The 25,830-nt window shown below is 62.2% G+C and carries 22 protein-coding genes and 1 pseudogene; 11 read left to right on the top strand and 12 right to left on the bottom strand.

The genetic code is table 11. The annotated features are described in order from the left end of the window. Window positions 1-49 precede the first annotated feature (49 nt). From VSX79_RS07470 to VSX79_RS07420, 10 genes and pseudogenes are all read right to left on the bottom strand, one after another. Window positions 50-997 (bottom strand): O-antigen ligase family protein, encoded by a 948-nt coding sequence (locus VSX79_RS07470; RefSeq protein WP_326915048.1) that lies wholly within the window; start codon window positions 995-997, stop codon window positions 50-52. Window positions 998-1,310: 313 nt separating this feature from the next. After that, a pseudogene (gene wecC, locus VSX79_RS18595) lies at window positions 1,311-2,581 on the bottom strand (UDP-N-acetyl-D-mannosamine dehydrogenase). Beyond that, window positions 2,578-3,735, bottom strand: coding sequence for a non-hydrolyzing UDP-N-acetylglucosamine 2-epimerase (gene wecB, locus VSX79_RS07455; RefSeq protein WP_179496729.1), 1,158 nt, complete (start codon window positions 3,733-3,735; stop codon window positions 2,578-2,580). The pseudogene wecC and the gene wecB overlap by 4 nt, the downstream one beginning before the upstream one ends. 219 nt (window positions 3,736-3,954) lie before the next feature. Then, entirely contained in the window at window positions 3,955-5,886 is a 1,932-nt protein-coding gene (locus VSX79_RS07450) for a polysaccharide biosynthesis protein (protein ID WP_326915045.1), read from the bottom strand. A gap of 246 nt (window positions 5,887-6,132) precedes the next feature. Further along, a complete protein-coding gene (locus VSX79_RS07445; protein WP_326915044.1) occupies window positions 6,133-7,350 on the bottom strand; it encodes a hypothetical protein in 1,218 nt (405 codons plus the stop codon). A 34-nt stretch (window positions 7,351-7,384) separates the two neighbouring features. Next, complete coding sequence (locus VSX79_RS07440; RefSeq protein ID WP_326915043.1) at window positions 7,385-9,571, bottom strand: GumC family protein; 2,187 nt, start codon at window positions 9,569-9,571, stop codon at window positions 7,385-7,387. A 19-nt stretch (window positions 9,572-9,590) separates the two neighbouring features. Continuing rightward, entirely contained in the window at window positions 9,591-10,364 is a 774-nt protein-coding gene (locus VSX79_RS07435; RefSeq protein WP_326915042.1) for a polysaccharide biosynthesis/export family protein, read from the bottom strand. A 32-nt stretch (window positions 10,365-10,396) separates the two neighbouring features. After that, on the bottom strand, window positions 10,397-11,758 hold the full coding sequence (locus VSX79_RS07430; protein WP_326915041.1) for an O-antigen ligase family protein: 1,362 nt from the start codon (window positions 11,756-11,758) through the stop codon (window positions 10,397-10,399). Window positions 11,759-11,982: 224 nt separating this feature from the next. Beyond that, the gene (locus VSX79_RS07425) at window positions 11,983-12,588 is read right to left on the bottom strand and encodes an FkbM family methyltransferase (RefSeq protein WP_179496741.1); all 606 of its coding nucleotides are present in this window, start codon (window positions 12,586-12,588) and stop codon (window positions 11,983-11,985) included. A gap of 265 nt (window positions 12,589-12,853) precedes the next feature. Next, window positions 12,854-13,639 carry a metallophosphoesterase family protein gene (locus tag VSX79_RS07420; RefSeq protein WP_179496743.1) on the bottom strand — a complete coding sequence of 262 codons (786 nt, stop codon included), beginning with the start codon at window positions 13,637-13,639 and terminating at the stop codon, window positions 12,854-12,856. Window positions 13,640-13,871: 232 nt separating this feature from the next. Between VSX79_RS07420 and VSX79_RS07415 the strand changes: the two genes are divergently transcribed. The 11 genes from VSX79_RS07415 (at window position 13,872) to VSX79_RS07365 (ending at window position 24,593) form a co-directional block, all read left to right on the top strand. Next, on the top strand, window positions 13,872-14,678 hold the full coding sequence (locus tag VSX79_RS07415) for a class I mannose-6-phosphate isomerase (protein WP_326915040.1): 807 nt from the start codon (window positions 13,872-13,874) through the stop codon (window positions 14,676-14,678). A 55-nt stretch (window positions 14,679-14,733) separates the two neighbouring features. After that, complete coding sequence (hslV, locus tag VSX79_RS07410; protein ID WP_326915039.1) at window positions 14,734-15,300, top strand: ATP-dependent protease subunit HslV; 567 nt, start codon at window positions 14,734-14,736, stop codon at window positions 15,298-15,300. Window positions 15,301-15,419: 119 nt separating this feature from the next. Continuing rightward, window positions 15,420-16,403, top strand: coding sequence for an FAD-dependent oxidoreductase (locus VSX79_RS07405; protein WP_326915038.1), 984 nt, complete (start codon window positions 15,420-15,422; stop codon window positions 16,401-16,403). Between the two features lie 61 nt (window positions 16,404-16,464). After that, window positions 16,465-17,766 (top strand): ATP-dependent protease ATPase subunit HslU, encoded by a 1,302-nt coding sequence (gene hslU, locus VSX79_RS07400; protein ID WP_326915037.1) that lies wholly within the window; start codon window positions 16,465-16,467, stop codon window positions 17,764-17,766. Between the two features lie 320 nt (window positions 17,767-18,086). Then, a complete protein-coding gene (locus VSX79_RS07395; RefSeq protein ID WP_179496751.1) occupies window positions 18,087-18,932 on the top strand; it encodes a helix-turn-helix domain-containing protein in 846 nt (281 codons plus the stop codon). Window positions 18,933-19,072: 140 nt separating this feature from the next. Then, window positions 19,073-20,017: a tetratricopeptide repeat protein gene (locus VSX79_RS07390; protein WP_179497438.1), complete on the top strand. Its 945-nt coding sequence runs from the start codon at window positions 19,073-19,075 to the stop codon at window positions 20,015-20,017. Beyond that, complete coding sequence (gene tilS / locus VSX79_RS07385; protein WP_326915035.1) at window positions 19,971-20,975, top strand: tRNA lysidine(34) synthetase TilS; 1,005 nt, start codon at window positions 19,971-19,973, stop codon at window positions 20,973-20,975. Before VSX79_RS07390 ends, tilS begins: the two co-directional genes overlap by 47 nt. Before the next feature lie 84 nt (window positions 20,976-21,059). Beyond that, window positions 21,060-23,003 carry an ATP-dependent zinc metalloprotease FtsH gene (gene ftsH, locus VSX79_RS07380; RefSeq protein ID WP_179496761.1) on the top strand — a complete coding sequence of 648 codons (1,944 nt, stop codon included), beginning with the start codon at window positions 21,060-21,062 and terminating at the stop codon, window positions 23,001-23,003. Window positions 23,004-23,064: 61 nt separating this feature from the next. After that, window positions 23,065-23,454, top strand: a complete 390-nt coding sequence (locus VSX79_RS07375) for a hypothetical protein (protein ID WP_326915034.1) — start codon at window positions 23,065-23,067, stop codon at window positions 23,452-23,454. Between the two features lie 38 nt (window positions 23,455-23,492). After that, window positions 23,493-23,978: a hypothetical protein gene (locus tag VSX79_RS07370; protein ID WP_179496765.1), complete on the top strand. Its 486-nt coding sequence runs from the start codon at window positions 23,493-23,495 to the stop codon at window positions 23,976-23,978. A 9-nt stretch (window positions 23,979-23,987) separates the two neighbouring features. Then, the gene (locus VSX79_RS07365; protein ID WP_326915033.1) at window positions 23,988-24,593 is read left to right on the top strand and encodes a DUF3800 domain-containing protein; all 606 of its coding nucleotides are present in this window, start codon (window positions 23,988-23,990) and stop codon (window positions 24,591-24,593) included. 54 nt (window positions 24,594-24,647) lie between these two features. Here VSX79_RS07365 and rpoZ read toward each other — a convergent pair whose 3' ends face one another. Both rpoZ and VSX79_RS07355 read right to left on the bottom strand, forming a co-directional pair. Beyond that, on the bottom strand, window positions 24,648-24,992 hold the full coding sequence (gene rpoZ / locus VSX79_RS07360) for a DNA-directed RNA polymerase subunit omega (protein WP_179496769.1): 345 nt from the start codon (window positions 24,990-24,992) through the stop codon (window positions 24,648-24,650). Window positions 24,993-25,145: 153 nt separating this feature from the next. Beyond that, on the bottom strand, window positions 25,146-25,652 hold the full coding sequence (locus VSX79_RS07355) for a hypothetical protein (protein ID WP_326915032.1): 507 nt from the start codon (window positions 25,650-25,652) through the stop codon (window positions 25,146-25,148). Window positions 25,653-25,830 lie beyond the last annotated feature (178 nt).

The following is a 25,830-nucleotide window of genomic DNA, read 5'->3' as shown; positions in this document are numbered from 1 at the left end:
TCCCAGCCCCCCCGCATAGATGAGGGGCGGAAGCAGCTTTTTGGCAAATTCAGATCCCGGCATGATGATATCGGGCGGGTAATTCCCTTCGTGCTGGTCGCGGCGACACCCCGCGGCCGAGGCCCCAGAGATAGCCGGTGGAGATATAGAGCAACGCCGACGTCAGCGTCACCTCCCCGCTGATCAAGGCCAATATCAGGTTGGTCAGATACAGGAGGACGAAGAAATCGGTGTACTGCGAATTACGGGCGACCGCTTTGGACAATCCGATGAACGGGCTGAAGATGATAACAGCGTAGAGAAGCGCGATGGCGACACCGACCTCATAAGCCATCTCCAACAGGACGTTATGCGGCGCCGCCAGGAAGGTGATGGCGGAGAAATTACCGAGGCCATATCCCGACCAGGAATAGCGAATGCCGTTAAGCGCGATTTCCCAGAGAAATACGCGATCACCCGAATCCGAGTTCGATTCGATCGACAGATTATCGGGCAAAAACCGGTCGGCGATTTCCTCGGGCATGAAATATAGCGCGACGAAGAAGGTCAACAGCATGAAAGGTGCATAGATCGCGAACTTGCCGAATCCCTTGAGGCCATTCTTCAGGTAGAGAAAATAGACATAGGCGACGATCAGGCACAGGATTGGGCCGCGACTTCCGGTGCGGATTGTCGCCCACGACGCCAAAGCGAACATAGCAAAAAGAATGGCTTTCGAAAAAAAGCCCTTCCGCAAGAATGTCAGAACGAAGATGCAAGGTATGATCGTGATCTTTGCCATCATGGTAGGGCTCAGGTCGATGGCGCTGTAGCGAATATTTTCTTTTGTCGACGAATCAAAGAAACTGAAGACGCAGAACATCAGCGAAAAAATCAGAACGGCATACAAAAGAAATTTGTCGCGATCGCCCTTCACGAAAACAGAAGGCACAATCAGCAAAAAGAACAGCAAAGAAAAAACCAGATTCCTGAGCTTTGTTTCAGCATATTCCGTCAAAGGCGGATTATAAATCTGATGAAAATATACAGATATAAGAAATATAACTGACATAAGAATAAGAAAAAGAAATCTCTTATTATATAGTACATCGGTTATATTAACGAATACGGTATAAGATAGCGTAATCGAAAGGACGATAAGTATGTTAAGCTTCAGCTCGGTATCTTCTATGGGGTAGTATGACACACAGAGGGAAACCAGGACGGCAAACGCAGCCGTCCAAATCGACAATTCGACGCCACTGACTTTACGAGCAATCACCAAAAATACTTTCTCAGCCGTCCGGCTATCCTGTCCTCCCGACCCGGCGTCAGGCAGCTTTCCAAGCGTTTCTCGTATCGATCGCTACACCTTCCGGCCGTTCTTGCGAACGAAATTCCGAGTGATCGACCAACAAAATATGGATGTCGCCCTGCGCTCGCGCCTCGGAATCGGCGCACAGGATGATGCCGTCCGTTCCGGTCGGCAAACTGCGGATATTTGGCTCTACCGCCAACACTCGGCCCGGATGCGCCTTCGCCAATTGCTTCACAATGGCAAGCGCCGGGCTTTCGCGCAGGTCGTCGATGTCGGGTTTGAATGCCAGGCCGTAACAGGCGATCGTCGCATCGCTTATGGATTTGCCGGGGTGCTCCGCAAGCCACTGGTCGATCGCCGCCTCGACCTTGGCGAGAACCCAACCGGGTTTGCCGTCGTTGACTTCGCGCGCCGTGCGGATCAGTCGCGCCTCGTCGGGAGCTTTGGATACGATGAACCAGGGGTCCACGGCGATGCAATGCCCGCCCACACCTGGGCCGGGCTGCAGGATGCTGACGCGCGGATGCCGATTGGCAAGCGCGATCAATTCCCAGACATCGATGGCAAGCTTGTCGCAGATTATCGACAGTTCGTTGGCGAAAGCGATGTTCACATCGCGAAAGCTGTTTTCGGTCAACTTGGCCATTTCGGCGGTCCGCGCATTGGTGATCACGCACTCGCCTTCGACGAAAATCCGGTAAAGATCGGACGCCATCGCCGAACAGGTTGTGCCGTCATGCCGCCGATAATTCTGTCGTTCAGGACCAGTTCCTGCATGACCTTGCCGGGCAGGACCCGCTCGGGGCAATGGGCGACGCGGATATCGGACGCTTCGCCGGCCTGTTGCGGAAAGCTGAGGTCCGGCCTTGCGTCCGCCAGCCAGGCGGCCATTTGCTCGGTTGCCCCCACGGGCGAGGTCGATTCGAGGACAACCAGATTGCCGGGCCGCAGAACCGGGGCGATCGCCCGCGACGCCGCCTCGATATAGCTGAGGTCGGGCTCGTGATCGTCGCCCTTGAACGGCGTCGGGACGGCGATAAGGAATGCGTCTGCCGCCTCGGGCTTCAACGTCGCCGAAAGATAGCCACCTTCGACGGCGGCATGGACGACCGTGTCGAGATCGGGTTCCACGATATGGATGGCTCCGCTGTTGATTGTCTCAACCGCGGCCGGGTTCACATCGACGCCGATGACCTTCAACTTGTGCGATGCGAACATCGCGGCTGTCGGCAGGCCGATATAACCCAGGCCGATGACGGAAATCACATTGAACTGATAGGTCATTTATTCGTCTTCGCCTCTGTCGTCTCTGCCGCCCATTCCCTGATTGTCGCCAGAATGCGCTGCGCCGCATGTCCGTCGCCATAGGGGTTGTGAGCAAAACTCATTTCCTCATATGCCTTCTGATCGTCGAGGAGGCGGGATACCCAGTCGACGATCAGTGCGGTATCGGTGCCGACCAGCCGCACGGTGCCCGCATCGATCGCCTCCGGACGCTCGGTTGTGTCGCGCATCACGAGAACCGGCTTGCCGAGCGAGGGCGCCTCTTCCTGAATCCCGCCGGAGTCCGTCAAGATCAGCGACGCGCGATTCATCAGATATACGAAAGGAAGATAGTCCTGCGGCTCGATCAGCCGAACATTAGAGAGGCCGGAAAGCAACCGCTCGACGGGCTCTTTCACATTCGGATTCAGATGGACCGGATAAATGATTTCGACATCGTCCCGCTGAGCGAGCTGGGCGAGAGCGGCGCAAATCCGTTCGAAGCCACCCCCGAAGCTTTCTCGCCGGTGTCCCGTGACGAGGATCAGCCGCCGTTCGGGGTCAAGATTGAAGCGCCCTGACAAATCGGCATTCAACTCGGCATCGGACTCGATCCGCGCGACCACCTCCTGCAGGGCGTCGATGACGGTATTGCCGGTAACATGGACATGGTCGCCGGGCACGTTTTCCGCAACGAGATTGGCTGCCGATCGATCCGTCGGAGCGAAATGCAGCCTGGCGATCGTTCCGGCAACCTTCCGGTTAACTTCCTCGGGCCATGGCGACAGGATATTCCCGGTCCGCAGCCCCGCCTCGACATGGCCGACCGGAATGCGCTGATAATAGGCCGCAAGCGACGCCGCCAAGGTGGTCGAGGTATCGCCGTGAACCAGCACGAGATCGGGCTGGGTTTCGGCTAGCACCGGTCGCAGCCCGCCAAGCACATTAGCCGTCACGTCGGTCAGATCCTGCCCTGGTTTCATCAGGTCCAGATCATAATCGGGGACGATCTCGAACAATTCGAGAACCTGGTCGAGCATCTGCCGATGCTGGGCGGTCACGCACACGCGCGCGTCGATATCCTCGGCCTTGGCGAGCGCCCGGACGACCGGCGCCATCTTGATCGCTTCCGGTCTCGTGCCAAAGACAGTTAAAACCTTAATGCCGCTGGGCATGGGGGCGGAAACTCCCTTCCTTCAAATAGGGTGAAATCGATGGGGCGCGGAGAATGACGTAGGGGCAATCTGCTTCCGGCCTGAGCGGGCGAAAATCAAGTTCGAAGAGCCGGGGGCCTCCACGCCTCGACAGCAAACGAAGATGGCATCCGGTCCGGACGCGTTGCGTTATCCTCGGCGTTATTGAAGTCAAGCATGATCGGAATCGGGTTCGCTGACTCAACTCGCCGTTTTTGACGCCGGCACCGCGAAGTCGTCGAGGGGGCGAAAATCGGGCACCAACTCGCGCAGTAGCGAAAGAGCGCTCGCGGCATCGCCCGCGCCCAGGCTTTCATCCATTTTGTCGAGTTGGGCGTCCAATACCTCCCATGGCATCATTGCTTCATTGGCTTTCATAATGCGCTCGTGGCCCGTAGGTTCGGGGTTGTCGCCGATCAGCAGCTCTTCATAAAGCTTCTCTCCCGGCCGCAACCCGACCTCCCGAATTTCGATATCCCCGTCGGGATTGGCCTCGTCGCGGATTGTCATGCCTGAAAGATGGATCATGCTGCGCGCCAGATCGATGATCCGAACGGGCTCACCCATATCCAGCACGAAAACCTCCCCGCCCTTCGCCATCGCGCCGGCTTGAATGACGAGTTGCGCGGCCTCGGGTATTGTCATGAAATAGCGCGTAACATCGCAGTGGGTGAGCGTGACCGGTCCCCCTTCGCGTATCTGCTGCTGGAACCGCGGGACAACCGAACCGCTCGAACCCAGGACATTACCAAAACGCACCATCGTAAAGACGGTGCGGCCCCGCTGGGTCCCGTGGAGCGACGCCCGCGCCTGAAGCACGAGTTCGCAAACGCGCTTGGACGCACCCATCACATTCGTCGGGCGAACCGCCTTGTCCGTGCTGATCAGCACGAAATTCTTCACTCCGCCTTCTTCGGCGGCCCGACAAGCGTTGAGCGTTCCGAAAATATTGTTGCGCATCCCCGCCACGGGATTCACTTCGACCAGCGGCACATGTTTATAGGCTGCGGCATGAAACACGGTTTCGGGCCGCCACTGCGAAAATATCCGCCGCGTGGCATTGGGATCGGCGACATCGCCCAGCACCGGAATGATCCGGATCGACGGGTCGAGCGCCGCTGCCAGCGCGCGCAATTCTATGTCGATATCGTAAAGCGCATATTCGGATCGTTCGAGCAGGATCAATTGCGCGGGATGCGATCGCAGGATCTGACGGCAAAGCTCGCTTCCGATCGACCCCCCCGCCCCTGTCACCATGACGCGTTTGCCTGCGATTGTCCGGCCGAGAAGCAGTTCGTTGGGCCTCACCGGATCGCGGCCGAGCAGGTCGTCGATCGAAACATCCCGCAAGTCGTTAAACGATACCTTGCCTTCGATCACATTGCCCATGCTCGGCAAGGATCGGACCGTCACCGGAAAATTCTGCAGCGCCTTGATGATTTCCTTGCGCCGCGATCGCGTCGCGCTGGGAAGGGCAAGCAAGACTTCGTCGATCAAACCGTCATTCAGCAACAGGTCGAGCGCGGTCGAATGATGGACTGCGATGCCGTCGAGCTTTTGCCCGGCGAGCCGTGCGTCGTCGTCGATGAAGGCCGCCAGACGCAGCAAGGGTTCATGCCGCAAGGAAAGCGCGAGCTGTTGCCCCGCGTTACCGGCACCATAGATCGCCACGACGCGGTGCGCCCCATCGGACCAATAGCCGCTGATCATGTCGATCAGAACGAAACGGATAGCGAGGCGGTTGACCGCGAGCAGCGCGAGGAAAACGATGGGCTGGATCAACGCGACCGTACGCGGAATGCCCGAAAAGCTATTGGCCAGGAACAGGACCGCCATGGGGAGGGTATAGACGGCAACCGCGGTGCCAAGGCCTGCCATCGTCCGCCCACCGGAAAAGCGGATGATCGAGCGATAGACGCCGAACCACAGCGCCACGAGGAACCAAAGCGCGAGCGACGCTCCCATAACGAGCAGGGCGGATGAATCGATCGGGTAGAATTCGCCGAGGCGCAGCGAAAAGGCTACCCAAACGGCAAGAACGCACAAGATCGCATCGACCAGCGCGACCATAAACTGGCGGACCGACCGCCGCATCTCGCCCAAGCGCACGAGTAAGGGAATTATTTTGCCCATAATCATCCGCTGCAGCATTATCACCTCGGTCCAAACAGGTTCGCGCAAACCTGGATCGGCCTCCAAGCGGCTCGACATATACGCGCTATGACAGAAAAGGCTTCACAGTAAGTAAGGTTTCTCCATTCGGGTGACCCCATATACGATGGAGCCCCCCGAACAAGAAGTTGTACGATGGCTGCGACGATACGAGCGAAGCGCGTGTCGAGATGCCTGCGGGGCGGCGTGATCGAGCGCCCTTCTCCGTCAGCGGAGGCGGGTGAGCGAAAGCTTGCTCAGGAACGCGTCGAAACCGGCCGAATCGTCCGGGACATGGGCGTCGATCGAGAACCAGTACCAACGGCAATCGCCCGTCGGCACCACGATGTCCTGGTGATGCGTCCCCATCGCGAGATTCATCTGCGGTATGGCGATATTGGGCACCCCCTTTTCCGCGCAGGCCAGGTTGACCGACAGCGAGTCATCGCCAATGGCCTCATTTGCCTCGATCGTCCATGCGACGCGATAATTTCCCGGCTCCAGATCGATCAGTTGCCGCGCGGCATTGCCGAAAGCGCCCGCAATTGCCGAAATGGTCAGCCGCTTGCCCTTCGCATCGATCGAGGATCCCAGATGGCCCGACGTCGCCAGCGCCCAGTCCAGCGGTGGAAGCAGTGGCTGGCGCGCAAAATTTCCGTTCACCAACAGATTGTTGGTCGACGAAATATTCGGGGCACTCTTTTCGAACATCCGCGCCAGCTGGCGCGCATTGTCGAACTGCCCGGCCCCGACGAGGCGCCACGCGAGCGCATAATCGGTGTCCATGATTTCCGCCTGGTTCCACGGAGGTCGCGAAACCGCGACCCGCAACGTCGCCGCATTGGCAAGGCTCGGCGCCCGCGACGCGACAGCTGCCCAGTAATATTTCGCCCATGACGGCTTGGATCCGAGCACGGGCAACAGTGCTTCCACCGCGCCATTTCGGGCTGTCGCCTCCGCCATCGCCCCGACATAGGATGCCCGCAGCCTGGAATCGGTGAGTACCGCGCGCGACAACCAGTTGAAGAAGAGATTCTGGTCGTCTTCAAGCGCTGCCGCCTCAATCGAGGCCGAGGTTATGAGCGAGCTGCGCCGGCTGAGTTTCCCGGCCAGACCAAGCAATTTTCGTCTGGTTCCGACGGGACTTTTGTCTTCTTTCGAAACGATGATCAGCCCGAGCGCTGCTGACGACAGTGGTTCGACGCGATACGCTTGTTGCGCGAGGCGAAGTTCACGGGCGCCAACCGATGCCTGGGGATCCCTGGCCCTCCTGGCGGCAAAGCCCGCATATGCGAAATTCGCCTCGGACGTCGCGGTGTGCCACGGAAAGGACGGGCTCCGCGCCGACGGTGCCCGCACCTGGTTGACGATGACGTAACTCGCATACGCAACGAAAATTGCCAGGACCGCGCCTGCCGACCATATCGAGAAACGACGAAAATTCACTCTCAACCTCTATCCCGGCGATGCGCGTAGCGCATCAATCCTTATTCTGTTCGCCGCCGTAGCTGTAGCCATAACCATAGCCGTAGCCATAACCGTAAACCTGGTTCTTGGCGCCGACCTTTGTCACGATGGCTCCGAACAGCTTTGCGCCGGACATGCGAAGACGGTTGAGCGCCGTCGAGATGACGCGGCTCTTGGTCGAATTCGCCTCGATCGTAAACAGAACACCCTCTACGCGGCGCGCGATCAGCGGCGCATCGGCGAGACCGAGCAACGGAGCCGAGTCCACAATGATATGATCGTAACGCGTCATCAGCGTTTCGATCAGAAGCGCGAACCGGTCGCTGCCCAAGAGTTCCGCGGCGTTGGGCGGCGTAGCGCCGGCGGTAACCACGTCGAACCCGAATTTGGGCAAGGGCGCGATCATGTCGGCAAGTGCGTCATCGCCCGCAAGATAGTGGCTCAGGCCGCGCTTGTTCGGAATGTCCAGATAACGATTGATCGACGGATTCCGCACGTCGGCATCGACCAGGACCACGGACTTCCCATTCCCAGCCAGAACCGTCGCGAGGCAGAGCGAAGAATTGCTCTTTCCTTCCTGCGGCCGCGACGATGTCACCATGATCGACCGCGGCGCGCCGTGCGCCGTCAGGAAGCTCAAATTCGTCATCAACGAGAAATAGGCCTCGTAGATCGCCGACTTCTTGTCGATGACCGCATCGGCGACCGCCTGGTCGTGAATCTCGGGAATCGCGCCCAGCAACGGCAGGCCGAACTGGCTCGTCACATCCTGCGGATTGCGGACCGAGCTATCGAGCTTCTCGATCAGGAACACCAGCCCCGCGGCGAGTGCCAAGCCCAAGATCAGCGCGATCGCCAGGTTCAGGATCAGATTGGGGCTCGACGGCCGGTCCGCCGCCTTCGCGCGATCGACGATCGAAATATTGTTGGTCCCCACGCCGGCGACGCCGATTTCCTTGTAGCGTTGAAGCAGGCCTTCGTAGAGCTGGCGATTGGAATCGACCTCTCGCTGCAGGATGGTCATCTGGATGGATTCGCGCTGCTGCACGTTATAAAGCCCCGTCAGTTCATCGAGCTGCGACTGCAATTGGCGCTCGCGCTTGACGGCGGCATTATAGGCTTCGCGGTTGCCCTGCGATGACCGGCCGGTTTCGGTCTTGATGCTCTGGTCCAGATTGGCAAGTTGTGCCTTCAGGGCGACGACCGCCGGATAATCTTCTTCGAAGCGCGTTCGCATCTGGGCGAGTTCGGCTTCGACTGACGCGCGCTTTTCGCGCAAGCTGCTGATCGTCGGCGCATTGACTTGCGCGCTCCCGGTCATAGTGTTTGCAAGCTCGGATTCCGCAATAATCCGGGCTTCCCTCGCCTTTGACAGCGCGTCGCTGACCGCGGCGATATTTGTCCCGACCAGCGTCTGAGTCCGCGTCCGGCCCTCCGTATCGGTTTCGGAAGACAGCGTGACGATCCCCTTGTCGGTCGCATAGCTGATCAACGCCCGTTCCGAAGTTTCCAGATTCTGGCGCAAGGTCGTGAGACGCGCTTCCAGATATTCGCGCGCGTCCGACGTGGCCGCAAATCGGCGATCGATGGTCGAATCCACGAACTGGCTCACCCAAAGATCCGCCAGTTTGGCCGACAACTGCGGCGACGGTGTCGAAAAGCTGATATCGACAAGGCTCGACGTCCGAACCGGCGAAACGCTGACCCTGTCCAGCAGAAGGTCGATCACGCTGGCCGCCTGCTCACGGCGATCGGCGCTCGTCATGTTCGGATCCGGACTTTCCAGCTTGAAAGCTGCAATAAAGTCCTTGTCGGCGGTCAGATTGCCCGCCCGCAGCACGCGCTCGGCGAGCGATCGCGAGCGAAGAAGTGAATATTGGGTGTTATAGAATGCGAGCTCGTTGATCAGGGCACGATCGCGCTGACCTTCGACCGAAGTGGCGACGGGGGCATCGGGAAGGATCTCGATCCTTGATGTCGACGTATATTGTGGCGTCGCCAGGAAAGTAAACACCAGCCCCAGCAGCAGGGCGCCAGCGATCGAACCAATTACCCAATTCCGGTGATTGATGATCGCTGTGAATATCTGTTCAAGCGCCGGCAAGCCCGACGCGCCCGCGGCCTCCCCGCCGTCGCCATAGCCATAAGGCGACGGATCGGCGGCCAACGGAACCCCATTGCTGTTAACCATTTCGTTCATCCTGCGATCCATCCCCGCCTTAAAATTCTCTGGCCAGAAGGACCAACGGCGACAGGAATGCCGGCGCGGCGCGCAATATTTCCTTATACTCGCGGCGCTGGGGCGAATCGCCGACAATCACGACATCGTTCGGGAATATCTCCGGATCGGCATAATTGCCGCGGCGTATACCCTCGAGATTGTAGATGCCGACAAATTGCTTGTTGCCGATGTTGCGGAACACCACGACATCTTCGAGCTTCGCAAACTCGTTCAACCCACCGGCGAGTGCGACGGCGCGCATCAGCGTCATACGGCCGACGACCGGATAGGAACCGGACTTGTTGACCTGCCCGTCGACGGTCACCGACATCGATTGCAGCGCCAGCGGGTTGCTCGTCGATTTGAAGTTGACCGAAACCTGCGGGTCGCGAACATAACGATGCATCAGCTTTTCGCGAATTTCGCCGGCTACGACGTCGGGCGTCTTGCCTGCGGCAGCGATCATGCCTGCCAAGGGGAAGGAGAAATTTCCGTCCCCATCGGTCATGATATCACGCTGCATTTCCTCGACGCCAAACACCTCGACGCGGAGTTCGGTGAATGGCCCGATAAAGGACGAGCGGGTCGAACGGACCACGTCGCTGGCTTCCGGCATCGGCAGCGATGGCAGCACCGTGATGGGCGTTCCTGCCCGGCTGCCGACGGGCGCCGGGTCCTTTGCGCATCCGGTTAAGGCGGCTGCGATGAGTGCAACGGAAAGGTAGCGATGATTCATAGGAAATATATCAGGTCCAAGATGTGGGCTGGGCAAAGGCTATAGAGGCTGTCGAATTGCCTGCAAGCCTAATCCCGAGAACGCGCGGTCCGTGGGCAACAAAGCAACAGGACGGCCATAATGCCCAATATTTGCAGCGACGGCACCCGCAACGGATAGTCAACAGCGCTTGCGGCAACCAGCAGCAGAATTACGCCCAGCAATGCCAGACGATTATCGCCGCGATGCCCCTTCACCAGATTGCGGAGCCCGTGCGCGACGGCCCGGCGGGCGATCCAGGCCGCCGCAACCAGTGCGATGAGGACGAAGGGCAAACCGCCCGTAATCACCATTTCCGCCAAATCATTGTGCGCGTGGTTGAAATAGCTCGGCAAAAGGAGCGAATCGGGTTCGAACATCTTGTATGCGTCGGGAAAGGAGCCGAAACCGCTGCCGGTCGTCCAGAAAAGGCCCATCATTTGCTGCACGGCCGGCCACGCCAGAACGCGCAAATCCTCGGCGACGCTCTGCTCGGCGAGGCGACTGATCGACGTGCTGCGGTCGGCGAGGCTGATGATCGTCACCGAAAGCACGCCGAGCAGGACCGGCGGCGCCCAGGCCCAGACGAGCGCCATGCGCGAAACGGATATGCGTCGCGGATCGCCGTGTCGTCCGACGGGACGCGTGCGCCAGGCCGGCACGACCATCGCATAACCCAGGACAAAGGCGACGAAGCCGGCCACCAGTCCTGCGCGCGATCCGATCATGACGGTCATCGCCGTGGACAATAAGGCGGCCAGCGCGAGGAGGAGCTGGGCCGACCGCCGTTGCCGCTTGCGCATGAGTTCGTCCCGCAGCAACGCCGCGGCTATGAGCACCGCACAAGCCTGCATGACGGCATGGTGATTGCGGTTCGCGAACAGGCCGACCATCGCGTTGGAATTGGTGATGCGATAAAGATAGGCCGCATTCCCCGTCCCCAGCAGTACCTGCATGAATCCGAGCATGGCACTCACGGCTGCAATTGCGACGAATGCCGCCAGCAGCCTGGGATAGTCTTCGGCATCCAGTCGCGCGATCAGGCAAGCCGCGGCAAGCGGCACGGTCATCCCGAGCAGGCTGTTCCAGGTATCCGACGGCGTCAGGCTGATCGGCCGCCACAAATCGGCTTGTCCAAGCAACCTGTCGATCGCAACGATCGTCTCGCGACCGGGCAGGCCATGCCAGATATCCGGCGGCAGCGGCACGAGTTGCAACGCGATCCAAACGGTCAATGCCAGAAGCAACGCCAGCGGCACGCGAACTCGCCGCCAATCGGCGCTTTCCATCCCCGCAATCGCCCAACACATGAACATCACCGATGCGGCGCGCAGCAATGGCAGGGAAGCAATATCGCTGCGCGATCCGCCGCCAAGCAGGAAAACCAGCACGACAAACAGGATGACGATCAAACCCGGCGTCGCCAGATTCTGCCCGCTCTGCCTCGATCGGTGCGCTCTGGGTTTGCTAGCCCTAGGATTTCGTATTTCTTGCATATGGCCCGGTGCGAGGTTGTGAAAGAGCGGAGCGCTTAAACTTTCCGTCGATAGGAGGCAAGCGACGGGGCTGAAACTATGGCGAACCGGGCAGGACGCCCGACCACAAGCTTTTGCCGATCCCGATTTAGCGGTGGCGCTCAGCTGCGCTCGAAAACGGCGTCGAAAATCGTGGAGCCATCCGACCGTTGCCGCTCGCTCCATCCTTCCTTGTTCAGGAAGGCGACGATCTCCGATCCATGGTGCTCTCCGCGGATGTTCGAACTGATCTCGATGATGATCACGTCGATTTTCTGAAGGAATCCGAGATTCTTGAGCACACCGAGTACGATCGTCTCGGCGCCTTCGACGTCTATCTTGGCGATGATGCGCGATCCGCGGCTCGAATCGAAGGCCCGGGCCATATCGTCGGAAGAAACCGAGGGGACGGTGATGCGGGTGCCTGTCCCGAACATGCTCGCGGCGCCGGAATGCTGGTCGGGAACGGAGAGTTCGACCGACGGCGTTTCCGCGATCGCGGCGTTGAAAGCCGTGACCAGGTCGCGACGCCCGTTGGCCTCGATATTCCGCGCGAGATAGGCGAAAGTCGCAGGATTCGGCTCAAAGGCGAAAACGCGCTCGCAATTCGGATTTGCGGACGCGCAGAGCGCGTACAAGCCCTGATTCGAGCCGATATCGAGGAAGGTGAACGGCTGGTCCTGCGATGCGATAACGTCGCTGATGAAGCACCCGTAGGCACCCACCATGCAGGCTCTATAGGTCGAATCGGTGGGGTTCCATGCCATCCGCGGTCCGTAATAGGACCGCCCGAACTCGCACGGCAGGGATCTCATCGCCTTCAGCCCACGCTGCTTGCCCCGAAATCGCGGCAAGCTTCGGCAATAGAATGTCACGATATTGTCTAGCATTGCGACGGGCTACGTGGCCCGGGCCGAAAGATCAATCGGGAACGGAACGCGGTCGAAGCCCTCTTCAGCGGCCGGGATGCGAAACGGCATCGGCCACCGCCGTTCAGGCGGCATTTTCCATCTGTTCCCCGCGCGCGAAAAGAAACCATCGTTTCCGGCCCTGCAGGCCGAGCGCCGCGAGCGTACCGCTACGAAAGGCCCCCACGTCGATGCCGATGCGATTCGCCTGTTCGTCGGGCTGCAACGTGATACTGTGCCCATGAACTATCATTTTGCCGTGATCGCCCAGATCGTCGAGGAAATCGTCGCGGATCCACCTGAGGTCGGACAGCGACTGTTTTTCGAGAGGGACGCCTGGGCGAATTCCCGCATGCACGAAAGCATAATCGCCAATCTCGATGACATCCTCTCCCTGCCCCAGGAAGTGGACATGGTCCGGCGGAACGAGTTTCGGCAGGCGCTCCGCCACCTCCTCGAAAGATGCTTCGGCGAAACCTGAATCATCCTTCCAATAGCTACGGACCGTCGCTTCCCCACCGATCCGCATGAAATAGCGCAGCCGCCGGACGTCACCGGTCAGCGCGGCGAGAAAGCATTCTTCGTGATTCCCGATGATCAGGCGCGTATCGGGAAATTCGTCGCCGAGCCGCATGGCGCGATCGACGACTTCGGCTGACTGAGGGCCGCGATCAACCAGATCGCCCAGCAATATGAGGGTCACATCGGCAGGGTCCCGAGCGGCATTGTCCGTGCGAATATGATCTACGATCTGACCGAACAGATCGTCGCGGCCGTGAATGTCGCCGATTGCGTAAACGCGCTGGCCTTCGGGGATGGAAAAGCCGCCGAGCGCCGGTTGGGCTGGCCGGCTTTTGCGCTTCCAAAACATGACAAGTGGGACCGATCTACCTAAATTTAATCAACATCGATGCGGAAAAACTGGGCTTTCCAGCGAAAGCTCGCCCTTACCCCCCCATAAGGAACGTGGCAATATACGCCGGGCAAGTCGAAGCGTTGCATTGCTCGTGCGCTGCTGCTGGCAATGGTGTGGCTATGTAGCCAAGAGAGTCGCACCTGGCGCTTCTCTTGACCCCGGTGCGGCGACGTCACAAGGCAGGGACATGTTCGTTCGACTGCAAACATCCGTCGTCGAAAAGCCATGGGGCCGCACCGACATTCCGACCGATTTCGGCGATTTCAGCGGGCGTCGCATCGGCGAAATCTGGTTCGCCCATCCCGACGGCGACGACGCGCCGATCATGGTCAAGTTCCTCTTCACCTCGGAGCGGCTCTCGATTCAGGTCCATCCCGACGACGAAGCCGCGCGTGCCGCCGGCTATCCGCGCGGCAAGGAGGAATGCTGGCTGATCCTCGATGCGAAGCCGGGCGCCGAACTCGGGGTCGGCCTGAACCGCGAGATCAGCCGCGAGGAACTCCACGACGCCGCGCTCGACGGCGGCATTGTCGATATGGTCGACTGGCGCCAGTCGCAGACCGACGATTTCGTCTATAACCGCGCCGGCACGATCCACGCCATCGGCGGCGGACTGACCGTCGTCGAGGTGCAGCAGAATGTCGACTGCACCTATCGCCTCTACGACTATGGCCGCCCGCGCGAACTGCACCTCGACGAAGGGCTGAAGGTCGCAAGGCCCGGCCCGGTCCACGACCCGCGCGACACAGTTGTCGATCCGCATGCGAACCGCATGCTCGTCAGCGGCCCGCACTTCTTTCTCGCGCATCTCGCCGCGCCGGTTGATTCCGCCCTGCTCGCACAGGCACAGGGCGAGCTGACCTTCGTACCGCTGGCGGCGGGCTGCCGTGTCGCCGGCGAACGCGTCGCGCTTGGCGAAGCCGTGCTGCTCACAGACCCCTCGGAGATCGAGATCGACGATGGGGCCCGCGCGCTCCTGACCTGGCCCGCATGACCACCAGCCAGCCCTCCCCTTGCGGCCCCGGCGCCCATCGCCCATATCCCGCCGCATGACCAATCCTCATGCGCAAAGTGCCGCGCCCTGGCACGGAACCACCATCCTTTCCGCCCGCAGCGAAGACAAGGTCGTCATTATCGGCGACGGCCAGGTGTCGATGGGCCAGACCGTAATGAAGCCCAACGCCCGCAAGGTGCGGCGCCTCCACGACGGCAGCGTCATCGGCGGTTTCGCTGGCGCGACCGCCGACGCCTTCACCCTCTTCGAACGGCTCGAGGCCAAGCTCGAGCGCCACAACGGCCAGCTCCTGCGCGCCGCGGTCGAACTCGCCAAGGACTGGCGCACCGACAAATATCTGCGTAACCTCGAAGCGATGATGATCGTCGCCGACAAGGACGTCACGCTTGTCATCACGGGCAACGGCGATGTGCTCGAACCGCTGGGCGGCATTGCGGCGATCGGGTCCGGGGGCAATTTCGCGCTCTCGGCGGCGCGCGCGCTCGCCGATTATGAAAAGGATCCCGCGGTGCTGACGAAGAAGGCGATGGAGGTCGCCGCCGACATCTGCGTCTACACCAACGACCAGTTCACGGCCGAGACCATCGACATCAAGGGCTGACCCTCTATGGTCGCGGGGTGATTCAAACGCTCCCCCGACGCCATTTCGTCGCCGCCTCCGCCGCGCTCGCCCTCCCCGGCTGCGCGACCACGACCGCGCGAACCCCTTCTACCTGCTTGATGCCGGTGAAGGCGTCACCCGACCGCGTCATCCGCACCGTCGCGGGCCTCCGCCCCTATCGCCCGGGCGGCTTCGTCGTGCGCGCCGACACGCTCGGCACCAAGCGCCTCGTCCACAACTACGGCCACGGCGGGTCGGGCATCACGATGAGCTGGGGCACCGCGAAGCTCGCGGTCGAGATGGGCGCGCCCGGCCACAGCGGCCCAGTCGCGGTGATCGGCGCCGGCATCGTCGGCCTGTCCACCGCGCGGCTGCTTCAGGAAGCGGGCTTCCCGGTCACCGTTTATGCCAAGGCGTTGCCCCCCCACACCACCTCGAACATCGCAGGCGGGCAATTCCACCCCTTCGGCCTGTTCAAGGCCGATGCCGTCACCCCCGAATGGCGGCGGCAATTCACTGCGGCGCTCGATTACAGCTGGCGGCGTTTCCAGATCATGGTCGGCGACGATTATGGCGTACGCTGGCTCACGACCTATTCCGAAGGCACGCCCGAGGAACCCAAGCTTCCGACCTTCCCGCCCGCAATGCGCGCGCTTCGCCGGGACGAGCATCCCTTCCCGATCGAGCGGCTCTGGCAATATGACACGATCTACGTCGAAACGGGCCGCTACCTCCGCCAGATGATGCGCGATATCGAGGGTGCGGGCGGTCGCATCGCTGTGCGCGGCTTCGCTTCGCCCGTCGAAATCGCGTCGCTGCCAGAAACGCTCGTCTTCAACTGCACCGGGCTCGGCGCGCGCGACCTGTTCGGTGACACCGAATTGATCCCGATCCGCGGCCAGCTCGCCGTGCTGATCCCCCAGCCCGAAATCCAATACGCCTTTACCGGCGATGCCGGATATATGTTCCCGCGCCCCGACGGGATCGTCATCGGCGGCAGCTACGAACGCAATATCTGGGAGGCCGAGCCCCAGCCCGAGCGCATCGCGCGCATCGTCGCCGCGCATCAGCGGCTTTTCTCCGGATTCCGCTGCCCCGCTTGACTTGAACCGCCCCCTTCCCATCTAGCGGTCACATGAATTTCTTTCTGGAACTCTCCACAAAATGAATAAAGACCTGACCCCGAAGGCGATCGTCGCCGCGCTCGACACGCATATCATCGGCCAGACCGCGGCGAAGCGCGCGGTCGCGGTCGCGCTCCGCAACCGCTGGCGCCGCCAGCAGCTTTCGCCCGACCTGCGCGACGAGGTCAGCCCGAAGAATATCCTGATGATCGGCCCCACCGGCTGCGGCAAGACGGAGATTTCGCGCCGCCTCGCCAAGCTCGCCGACGCGCCTTTCATCAAGGTGGAGGCGACCAAGTTCACTGAGGTCGGCTATGTCGGCCGCGACGTCGAACAGATCGCGCGCGACCTTGTCGAGGAAGCGGTGCGGCTCGAGAAGGATCGCCGCCGCGAAGCCGTGCGCGCCGCCGCCGAGGAGGCCGCGATGGAGCGGCTGCTCGACGCACTCACCGGCAAGGGCGCCAGCGAGGCGACGCGCCAGAGTTTCCGCCAGCGCATCCGTGAGGGTCACCTCGACGAGAGCGAGGTCGAGATCGAGGTTGCCGACACCCCGAGCATGAACTTCGAGCTGCCCGGTCAGCCGGGGCAGATGAGCATGATCAACCTTTCGGACATGCTCGGCAAGGCGATGGGCGGCCCGCCCAAGAAGCGCCGCAAGCTGAAAGTCATCGAGGCCGCGACGCGGCTGATCGAGGAAGAGCAGGACAAGCGGCTCGACCAGGATGATGTCGCGCGCGTCGCGCTCGCCGATGCCGAGGCGAACGGCATCGTCTTCCTCGACGAAATCGACAAGATCGCGGTCAGCGACGTGCGCGGCGGCTCGGTGAGCCGCGAGGGCGTCCAGCGCGACCTGTTGCCGCTGATCGAGGGCACGACGGTCGCGACCAAATATGGCCCGATGAAGACCGACCATATCCTCTTCATCGCGTCGGGTGCTTTCCACGTCGCGAAGCCGAGCGATCTCCTTCCCGAACTTCAGGGCCGCCTCCCCATTCGCGTCGAGCTCGGCGCGCTCTCCGAAGAGGATTTTGTCCGTATTCTCAGTGAGACGAAGGCCGGACTTCCCGAACAATATGCAGCATTGCTCGGCACCGAAGGCGTGACGCTGAACTTCACCGGCGAAGCCATCGCGCGCGTCGCGAAACTCGCGGCCGAAGTGAATGAAAAGGTAGAGAATATCGGCGCGCGCCGCCTCCAGACGATCATGGAACGGCTGGTCGAGGAAATCAGCTTCACCGCCGAAGACAAGGGCGGCACCACGCTCGACATCGACGCCGCCTATGTCGACAAGCAACTCGCCGATGTCGTGGGCGACACCGATCTCAGCAAATATGTGCTTTAGGGTGCAACGGCCAACCGGCGGTTGCGGCCTCTCTTTTCATCGTCATCCCGGACTTGATCCGGGATCCAGAGTCGCGCCGTCATAAGGGCTCCCGGATCAAGTCCGGAATAACGAAGCCAAATAAACGCCTGATCGCTCACCTCAAAGTCCCCCTCCCTCAAGCCGCCACACACTCGAATCCACCCCCGACCAGCAAACCCAAATCCCGCTTCTTTTCAAACCGTCCATTTACCGAACTTCATTTGACTTTCGCGCGCCGTCAGTGCGATGAACGAGTGACACGGTCGAACCTGGGTCAAACGGCCGGCACGGAGACAGCAATGACGGATGAGGACGTCGCCCCCGAACAGGGCGAGTTGGCGATCACGCGCACCGGCGATCGGCTTCGGCTGGCGCGGGAAGCGGCTGGTCTGTCGCTCGCCGACGTGGCGACGCGCACGCGCATTACCCAGCGTCATCTCGCCGCGATCGAAAAGTCCGATTTTTCGGAACTTCCGGGCCGGACCTATGTCACCGGTTTCGCGCGCGCCTATGCCCGCGCTGTCGACCTGCCCGAGGCCGAAATCGGTGCCGCGGTGCGTCAGGAACTCGAAGACGACGAATATGGCTCGCGGCCGCTTTACGAAGCCTATGAGCCGACCGATCCCGCGCGCCTGCCCACCGCGCGGCTGACCTGGACCCTGGTTATCGTCACGCTGCTCCTCGCGTCGGCCTATGGCGTCTGGCGTTTCCTTTCGGTCGAACCCGACGAGGCATTGATCGCCGCGCAAAACCGTGCCGCGGATGAATCCGAAGCGCCACAAGCCGACACCGCCGCGGCGCCTGAAGCCAAAGCGGGCGCCGCCGCCGTCGCGGCGAACGCGCCGGTCGTGCTGACCGGCCTTTCGGAAGTCTGGATCGGCTTCGACGATGCCACTGGCAAAACCGAGAACTGGCGCACGCTCGATGCGGGCGAAGTGTATCAGGTTCCGCCCGCCTATATCGAGCAGTTCACGCTGCGGACCAGCATCCCTCAGGCGCTGCGGGTCACCGTCGGCGGCCGCGATATCGGATCCATCGGGCCGGCCGACACGCTCGTGAAGGGCGTTTCGCTGAAACCCGCGGACCTTGTCGCGCGCACCGAAGGCGGCGCAGCAATCCCCGCGGGACCGCGCCCCAAGGGCTGACCAACAGGGACAATCGGGACCGAAACCCGGTCATTCGGGCCGGTTCGAGCGGCAGCGCACCGAAATGGGTTTGCGCTGGCGCCGATTGCCGCGTTATGGACGGCCAAATTGGTTAATCAGTGGGGACCTAACGGCAGATGATGATGACGCGTCAGATCACTTTCCTCGGAGCCGCAACGATCGCGCTCGCCGCGGCGATGCCGGCGGCCGCGCAGGACACGAATATCGGCAAACGGGTCGAACGGCTTGAAAAGGAGATGCGGGCGGTCCAGCGTTCGGTCTTCCCCGGCGGCAGCCCGACCTTTTTCGAAGGCGAGATCGCGCCCGACAATACGCCCGGCGAACGCTCGCGCGCCAACGCCCCGGTGATCGACCTGACCGCACGCGTCGACGCGCTCGAGGCCCAGTTGCAGACGCTGACCGGCCAAACCGAGCAGAACGCGTTCCAGCTGCGTGAGCTCGAAAAGGCGTTCACCGCCTACAAGGCCGAAATGGATAAGCGCTTCGCCGATCCGGCGGAAGTCGATCCGGCCGCAACGCCCGCGGGCCTCGCACCCACCGTAAGGCCGCTCACGACCGTATCGACCGCGGCAGCGGCGCCGGCGAAAAAACCGGCTGAAAAGCCGGCGGCGAAGCCCGGCGCTGCCGATGCCGCGCGGCTCGCGCTCGTCAAAAAGGTCGAAGTGCCGTCGACCGGCAACGAAACGCAGGATGCCTATGACTATGGTTTTCGCCTGTGGGGTGCGAAACTTTATCCCGAGGCGCAGGCGCAGCTGAAGAGCGTCGTCGCCAAATGGCCGAAGACCAGCCAGGCGAGCTTTGCGCAGAACCTGCTCGGCCGTGCCTATCTCGACGAGGGCAAGCCGAGCCTCGCCGCGGTCGCCTTCTACAATAATTACAAGGATCGCCCGAGCGGTCCGCGTGCGCCGCACAGCCTGATGTATATGGGTGTCGCGCTCGACAAGCTCGGCCGCAAGGCCGACGCCTGCAAGGCGTTCCGCGAACTCGACGAAGTCTATGGTGACAAGGCGCCACAGGATGTCCGCACCGATGCTGCCGCCGCAAAAGCAAAAGCAGGCTGCTGATCGCGACATCGCCGGCCGGCTCGCCGGCGATGTCGCGGCGCTTCTGGGCCCCGACTGGCACCGGCTCCACTATGGCGTGGCGGTGTCGGGCGGACCCGACAGCATGGCGCTGCTCTGGTTGATGACCAGCCTGCTTCCCGGACAGGTCTGGGCGGCAACGGTCGATCACGGCCTGCGCAAGGGGTCGGACGACGAAGCGCGGATGGTCGCGGGTTTTTGCGAGCGCGAGCATATCCCGCACTCAACGCTGCGCCCGCCGACGCCGATCACCGGATCGCAACAGGCGGCGGCGCGCGCCGAACGCTACCGCCTGCTCGAACAATGGCGCGAGGCGAACGCGCTCGACCATATCGTCACCGCGCATCACGCCGACGACCAGCTCGAAACGATCGTAATGCGCCTCAACCGGTCGAGCGGCGTCGGCGGCCTCGCCGCGATCCGCGCGAAAAACGGCCTGATCCTGCGTCCGCTGCTCGACTGGCGGCGGCGCGAACTCGTGCAGGTCGCGCTCGAAAACGACCTGCCCTTCGTCGACGATCCGTCGAACAGCGACGATCGCTTCGATCGCGCGCGGCTGCGCCATGCGCTGCAATCGCAGACCGCGCTCGATCCCGTGGCCTCGGCGCGGTCGGCGGCCTGGCTCGCCGAGGCTGACGAAGCGCTCGACTGGGCGGTCGAACGGCTCATCGCCTCATGGCCCGACGCGTCGGATATCGCGGTGATCCGCGACGAAAGTTATCCGCCCGAAATCTTCCGTCGCATCGTCGCGCAGCGCCTGCGCGCCAACGCGCCCCAGCTCGTCCTGCGCGGCGCTTCGCTCGAAGGCGTGATCGCCGCGATGCACGAGGGTCGCCGCGCGATGGTCGGCGCGCTGCTGATCGACGCCGTGCGCGGGCTCGAAGGGACGATCTGGCGCATTTCCGCGGCACCGCGCCGGAACACGACGAAAAAGGCCTGATTGCCTCATTGTCATTTAACCCGATTATCCTATCTTGATGGGATCAGTTTCGCGATGTTCGCGGGCGACAGGAAAGATTTCCGAATGCAGGACGACAAGGAACCGCAGGGCAACCCCTGGATGAAGAGTGTGATGATCTGGAGCGGCATCCTGCTCGCCATGCTCCTTGTCGCCTCGATGTTCGGCGGTGCTACGCAGCCCGCGGGCAGTCCGCTTGCCTATTCGGAATTCCGTCAGAAGGTGGAGGAAGGCAGCGTCAAGGACGTCGTGCTCTCCGAAGACAAGGTCACCGGCACGCTGTCGAACGGCGACCGCTTCACCGCGAACGTCGTGCGCGACCCCGAACTTTTGAAGATGCTCAACGACAATGGCGTCAAATATGACGGAAAGGCGGCCGAAGTGCCGAATTTCTGGATGTATATGCTCGTCCAGTCGCTGCCCTTCCTGCTGATCCTCGGCATCGCCTTCTTCGTCTTCCGTCAGGTGCAGAAGAACAACGGCTCGGGCGCGATGGGCTTCGGCAAGTCACGCGCCAAGATGCTCACCGAAAAGCAGGGCCGTGTGACCTTCGACGATGTCGCCGGCATCGACGAGGCGCGCGAGGAGCTCGAGGAAATCGTCGAATTCCTGAAAGACCCGACCAAATTCTCGAAGCTCGGCGGCCAGATTCCGAAGGGCGCCTTGCTCGTCGGCTCTCCCGGCACCGGCAAGACCCTGCTGGCGCGCGCTATCGCGGGTGAGGCGGGCGTTCCCTTTTTCACCATTTCGGGCTCGGACTTCGTCGAAATGTTCGTCGGCGTGGGTGCATCGCGCGTCCGCGACATGTTCGAACAGGCGAAGCGCAACGCGCCGTGCATCGTCTTCATCGACGAAATCGACGCGGTCGGCCGCCATCGCGGTGCCGGGCTCGGCAATGGCAATGACGAACGCGAGCAGACACTCAACCAACTGCTCGTCGAGATGGACGGCTTCGAGGCGAACGAAGGCATCATCATCGTCGCGGCGACGAACCGGCCCGACGTGCTGGACCCCGCCCTCCTCCGTCCCGGCCGCTTCGACCGCCAGGTCGTCGTACCGCGCCCCGACATCGAGGGCCGCCAGAAGATCCTCGAGGTCCACACGCGCAAGAAGCCGCTGGCACCCGACGTCGACCTCCGCCGTATCGCACGCGGGACGCCGGGCTTCTCGGGCGCCGATCTGGCTAATCTTTGCAACGAAGCCGCGCTGCTCGCGGCGCGCAAGGGCAAGCGCCTGATCGCGTCGAACGAGTTCGAGGAAGCCAAGGACAAGGTCATGATGGGCGCCGAGCGCCGGTCAATGGTCATGACCGAGGACGAGAAGAAGGCGACCGCCTATCACGAGGCGGGCCACGCGCTCGTCTCGCTCCACGTCGAGCACAACGACCCGCTGCACAAGGTGACGATCATCCCGCGCGGCCGCGCGCTGGGCGTGACGTGGAACCTGCCGGAGCGCGATCGCTATTCGCAGAATATGAAACAGATGAAGGCGCGCCTCGCGCTCTGCTTCGGCGGCCGCATCGCCGAGCAGCTGATCTACGGCAAGGACGAGCTCAATACCGGCGCGTCGAACGACATCCAGCAGGCGACCGACATGGCGCGCTCCATGGTCATGGAATATGGCATGTCCGAAAAGCTGGGCTGGCTGCGCTATCGCGACAATCAGGACGAGGTCTTCCTTGGCCACAGCGTGTCGCGTGCGCAGAATATGTCCGAGGAAACCGCCAAGCTGATCGACGCCGAAGTGCGTCGCCTCGTCGAGGAAGGCGAAAAGGTCGCGCGCAAGGTGCTGACCGACCATATCGACGAATTGCACCTGCTCGCGGGCGCGCTGCTCGAATATGAAACGCTGTCGGGCGAAGAAGCGAAGCGCGCGATCAAGGGCGAGGACATCGGGCGCGAGGACGATGCCGACAAGCGCGGCACGCCCGTTTCGGGTCATGCGGGCGGCATTCCGCAGATCAAGCGCAAGCCGCGGCCGTTCGGCGACGCCAATCCCCAAGGCGCATAGGCTTTCCGGCCTAGCCCTTCGATTCAGGGACTATTCATTGGCGGGGGACAGGTTGCGGCGCATGATCAACGCGAAACATGCGCGCCGCCTCCTGCCCGTCCTGCTTGCCGTTCCGGTGCTGTGCGCCATGAGGCCGGGCGACATGAGCGTGGCGGCTTTCCTCGCGCGCGCGGCCTCGATCGAACGGCTCGGCCCGCTCGCGCTCGCGACGCCGCAGGGCAATGAGCTCAAGGGCGAAGTCGTCGCGGCGGGCAAACGCTACAAGGCGCGGATCGACGCCGAACGCCGCGCCGGCCGCAAGACGACAAGTTGCCCGCCCGAATCGGGCAGCCTCTCCCCCGATCAATGGCTTTCACACCTGCGCAGCTATCCGGTTGCCGTGCGGAGGAAGGTCAGCATCTATTCGGCCTTCGACGCGCTGATGAAGAAACGCTATCCCTGCCCCGCCTGATGCGCCAAAGATCCGGGCAAGGACCAGGGGAGAAAGCGATGACAGGCAAGAGGTGGGGCGTTCTGGCTGCGGCAACGCTTCTGATCGCCGGCGCGCAGCCGGCTCTGGCGCAGAACGCCGGCGCGCTGACGAGCAAAGTAGAACTCGAAAAATCGGTCCCCGGCAGGGACGGCCAAGCCGCGACCAAGACTTACCTTACGCCTGACGTCGTCGTTCCGGGAGACCGGGTGCGCATCTCGCTCGCCTTCACCAATAACGGCTCGAAGCCCGCGTCGGGCGTCGTCATTGCCAATCCGATCCCGAAGGCGCTGCTGTTCGACGGCACGGACGACCCGGCGGGCTTCGGTGTCTCGATCGACGGCGGCAAGCAATTTGCGCCTCTTTCCGAATTATCGGTGCCGATCGACGGCGCGGTGCCCCGCCCCGCCACGGCGGCGGATGTCACGCACGTTCGCTGGAAGTGGACCGACGCGGTCGCGCCTGGCCAGACCCGGACGGTCGCCTTTTTCGGGCGCGTGCGGTAACCCATCGGAATGACGATCTATTGCGACGAATCGGGCGGGCTGAACGCGGGCGCGATGACCTTCTCGGCCGTAATGCTGACGCCTCAGGCCGCGACCGAAATCCACGACCGGTTCCGGGGCGTTACGGGGCTGCGCGGCGAGCTCAAAGGCAGCCGCATCAGTATCGTCGAGCGCGCCTACCTGCTTGAACTGTTCGACCGCGCCGGCGGACGGGCGTGGGTCGCGGTCGCCGAACGCGACAAGCTCGCGCGGAACCCCGGCGGCACGTTGCCGAGCGACCTTGCGCTTTATGCCGCCCTGCTCGATCTCGCGATCGGACGCTGGCTGCCCGAGACGGGCGGCGTCTGCACCGACGTCGTGATCGACGATGGACGTTACGATCCCAAGATACTCGCGGGCGTCCGCGAAGAAATACAGGCAGGCCTTGGCCAATGGGGCCGCGCTTCTCTCGCCGACAGTCGTCGCAGCGACGGCGTCCAGATCGCCGATGTGATCGCCAACAGCCTGTTCAACATCGCGGTCGGCTCGCAGCGCGCGCACCGCATCCAGCGCATCCTCGACCCCATGCTGACATCGCGTGCAATCCGCGTCGCCGAACTGACGCACCTCGAATGAGAAAAGGGCCGCAGTTGCCCGCGGCCCTTTTGGGTGATCGATTGTCGGCCGCTCTTATTCGAAGTCGCCGCCGCCACCGGCAGGGCTGCGCGGCGGCGCTGCGGCGGTCAAGCGAAGCGCTTCCGCCGAGCGGCTGATCGAGCTGATTTCATCGGGCGTATCGTCATCGTCGACGACGACCTTCTGCATCGAACCGACGAGCGTTTCCTGTAGCTCCTTGGGGCGAATCGTCTGCTCGGCGATCTCGCGCAGCGCGACGACGGGGTTCTTGTCGCGGTCGCGATCGATGGTCAGTTCCGAACCGCCCGAGATTTCGCGCGCGCGATGCGCGGAGAGCAGAACCAGGTCGAAGCGGTTGGGAATCTTGTCGACGCAATCTTCGACGGTAACGCGGGCCATATTGTTTCCTTAGATATCGGAGAGGCCAGCCCATGGGGCATGGCGGCAAGCGCTGCGCGCTAGCAGCCCGGCCCTTCGATGTCAATCAAACCCCGTCACCGAAGCCGCCCGCAGATGCAGCCGGAGGCCGTCAGGACAATTGCCGGATTGCTCCTAGTCGGGCGATCCCAGCGCTGGGAGGCCCGGCGCCGCGTTCCCGTAGACGTCGGGCTGGGCCGGCCGCGCAGCGAGCGTCCGAGCGGTTTCCGGATACCAGGTGAACCGGTGGTTTTCTGCAAGAACGGCTTTCACAGGCGTTCCGGCCGGGAGCTCGGCGCTGGTGCCGTGAATGAAAAATCCGCCGAGCGGTGAGACAAGAAGCATGGTGGCGACCGATGCGGCAGTGCCGCTCTTGCCTTCGTCATAGGCCGAACCTGCCAGCCGAACGGGACCGTTGGGCGTTTCGACATAGAGCAACCGGATTTCCAGCTTCCCTTTCTTGCCGACATGGCCGTTGCGCTGCGCCCGCGCTACCTCGCCGACGACCGGAGCGCCGATCGGGATGACGGTTTTTCCGCGAAACGAGATATTTTCGGTGACCTCCAGATAAACCCGATCGCCAGGCTTGTTGTGCTTTGTCGAAAGATCGGTTCGCGTACGCAGCATCACCGGAGTGCCCATGGGCATATAATAGCGCTTCGCCTCGCCCGTCGGAGGTGCCTCGGGCGCAGGCCAATAATATGTCGTTTGCGCCTGTGTTGTTCCAGCGACCATCAATGCAGCCAGCGCCGCCCCTGCTTTCCAAGCCCGCATCTAACTTCCCCTTGGTTTTCAACCCCATGGAAGCCGGGTAACGGCT

The sequence above is a fragment of the Sphingopyxis chilensis genome, assembly GCF_035930445.1.
GTDB lineage: Bacteria > Pseudomonadota > Alphaproteobacteria > Sphingomonadales > Sphingomonadaceae > Sphingopyxis > Sphingopyxis chilensis.
This window is presented reverse-complemented; position numbering and strand designations above follow the sequence as displayed.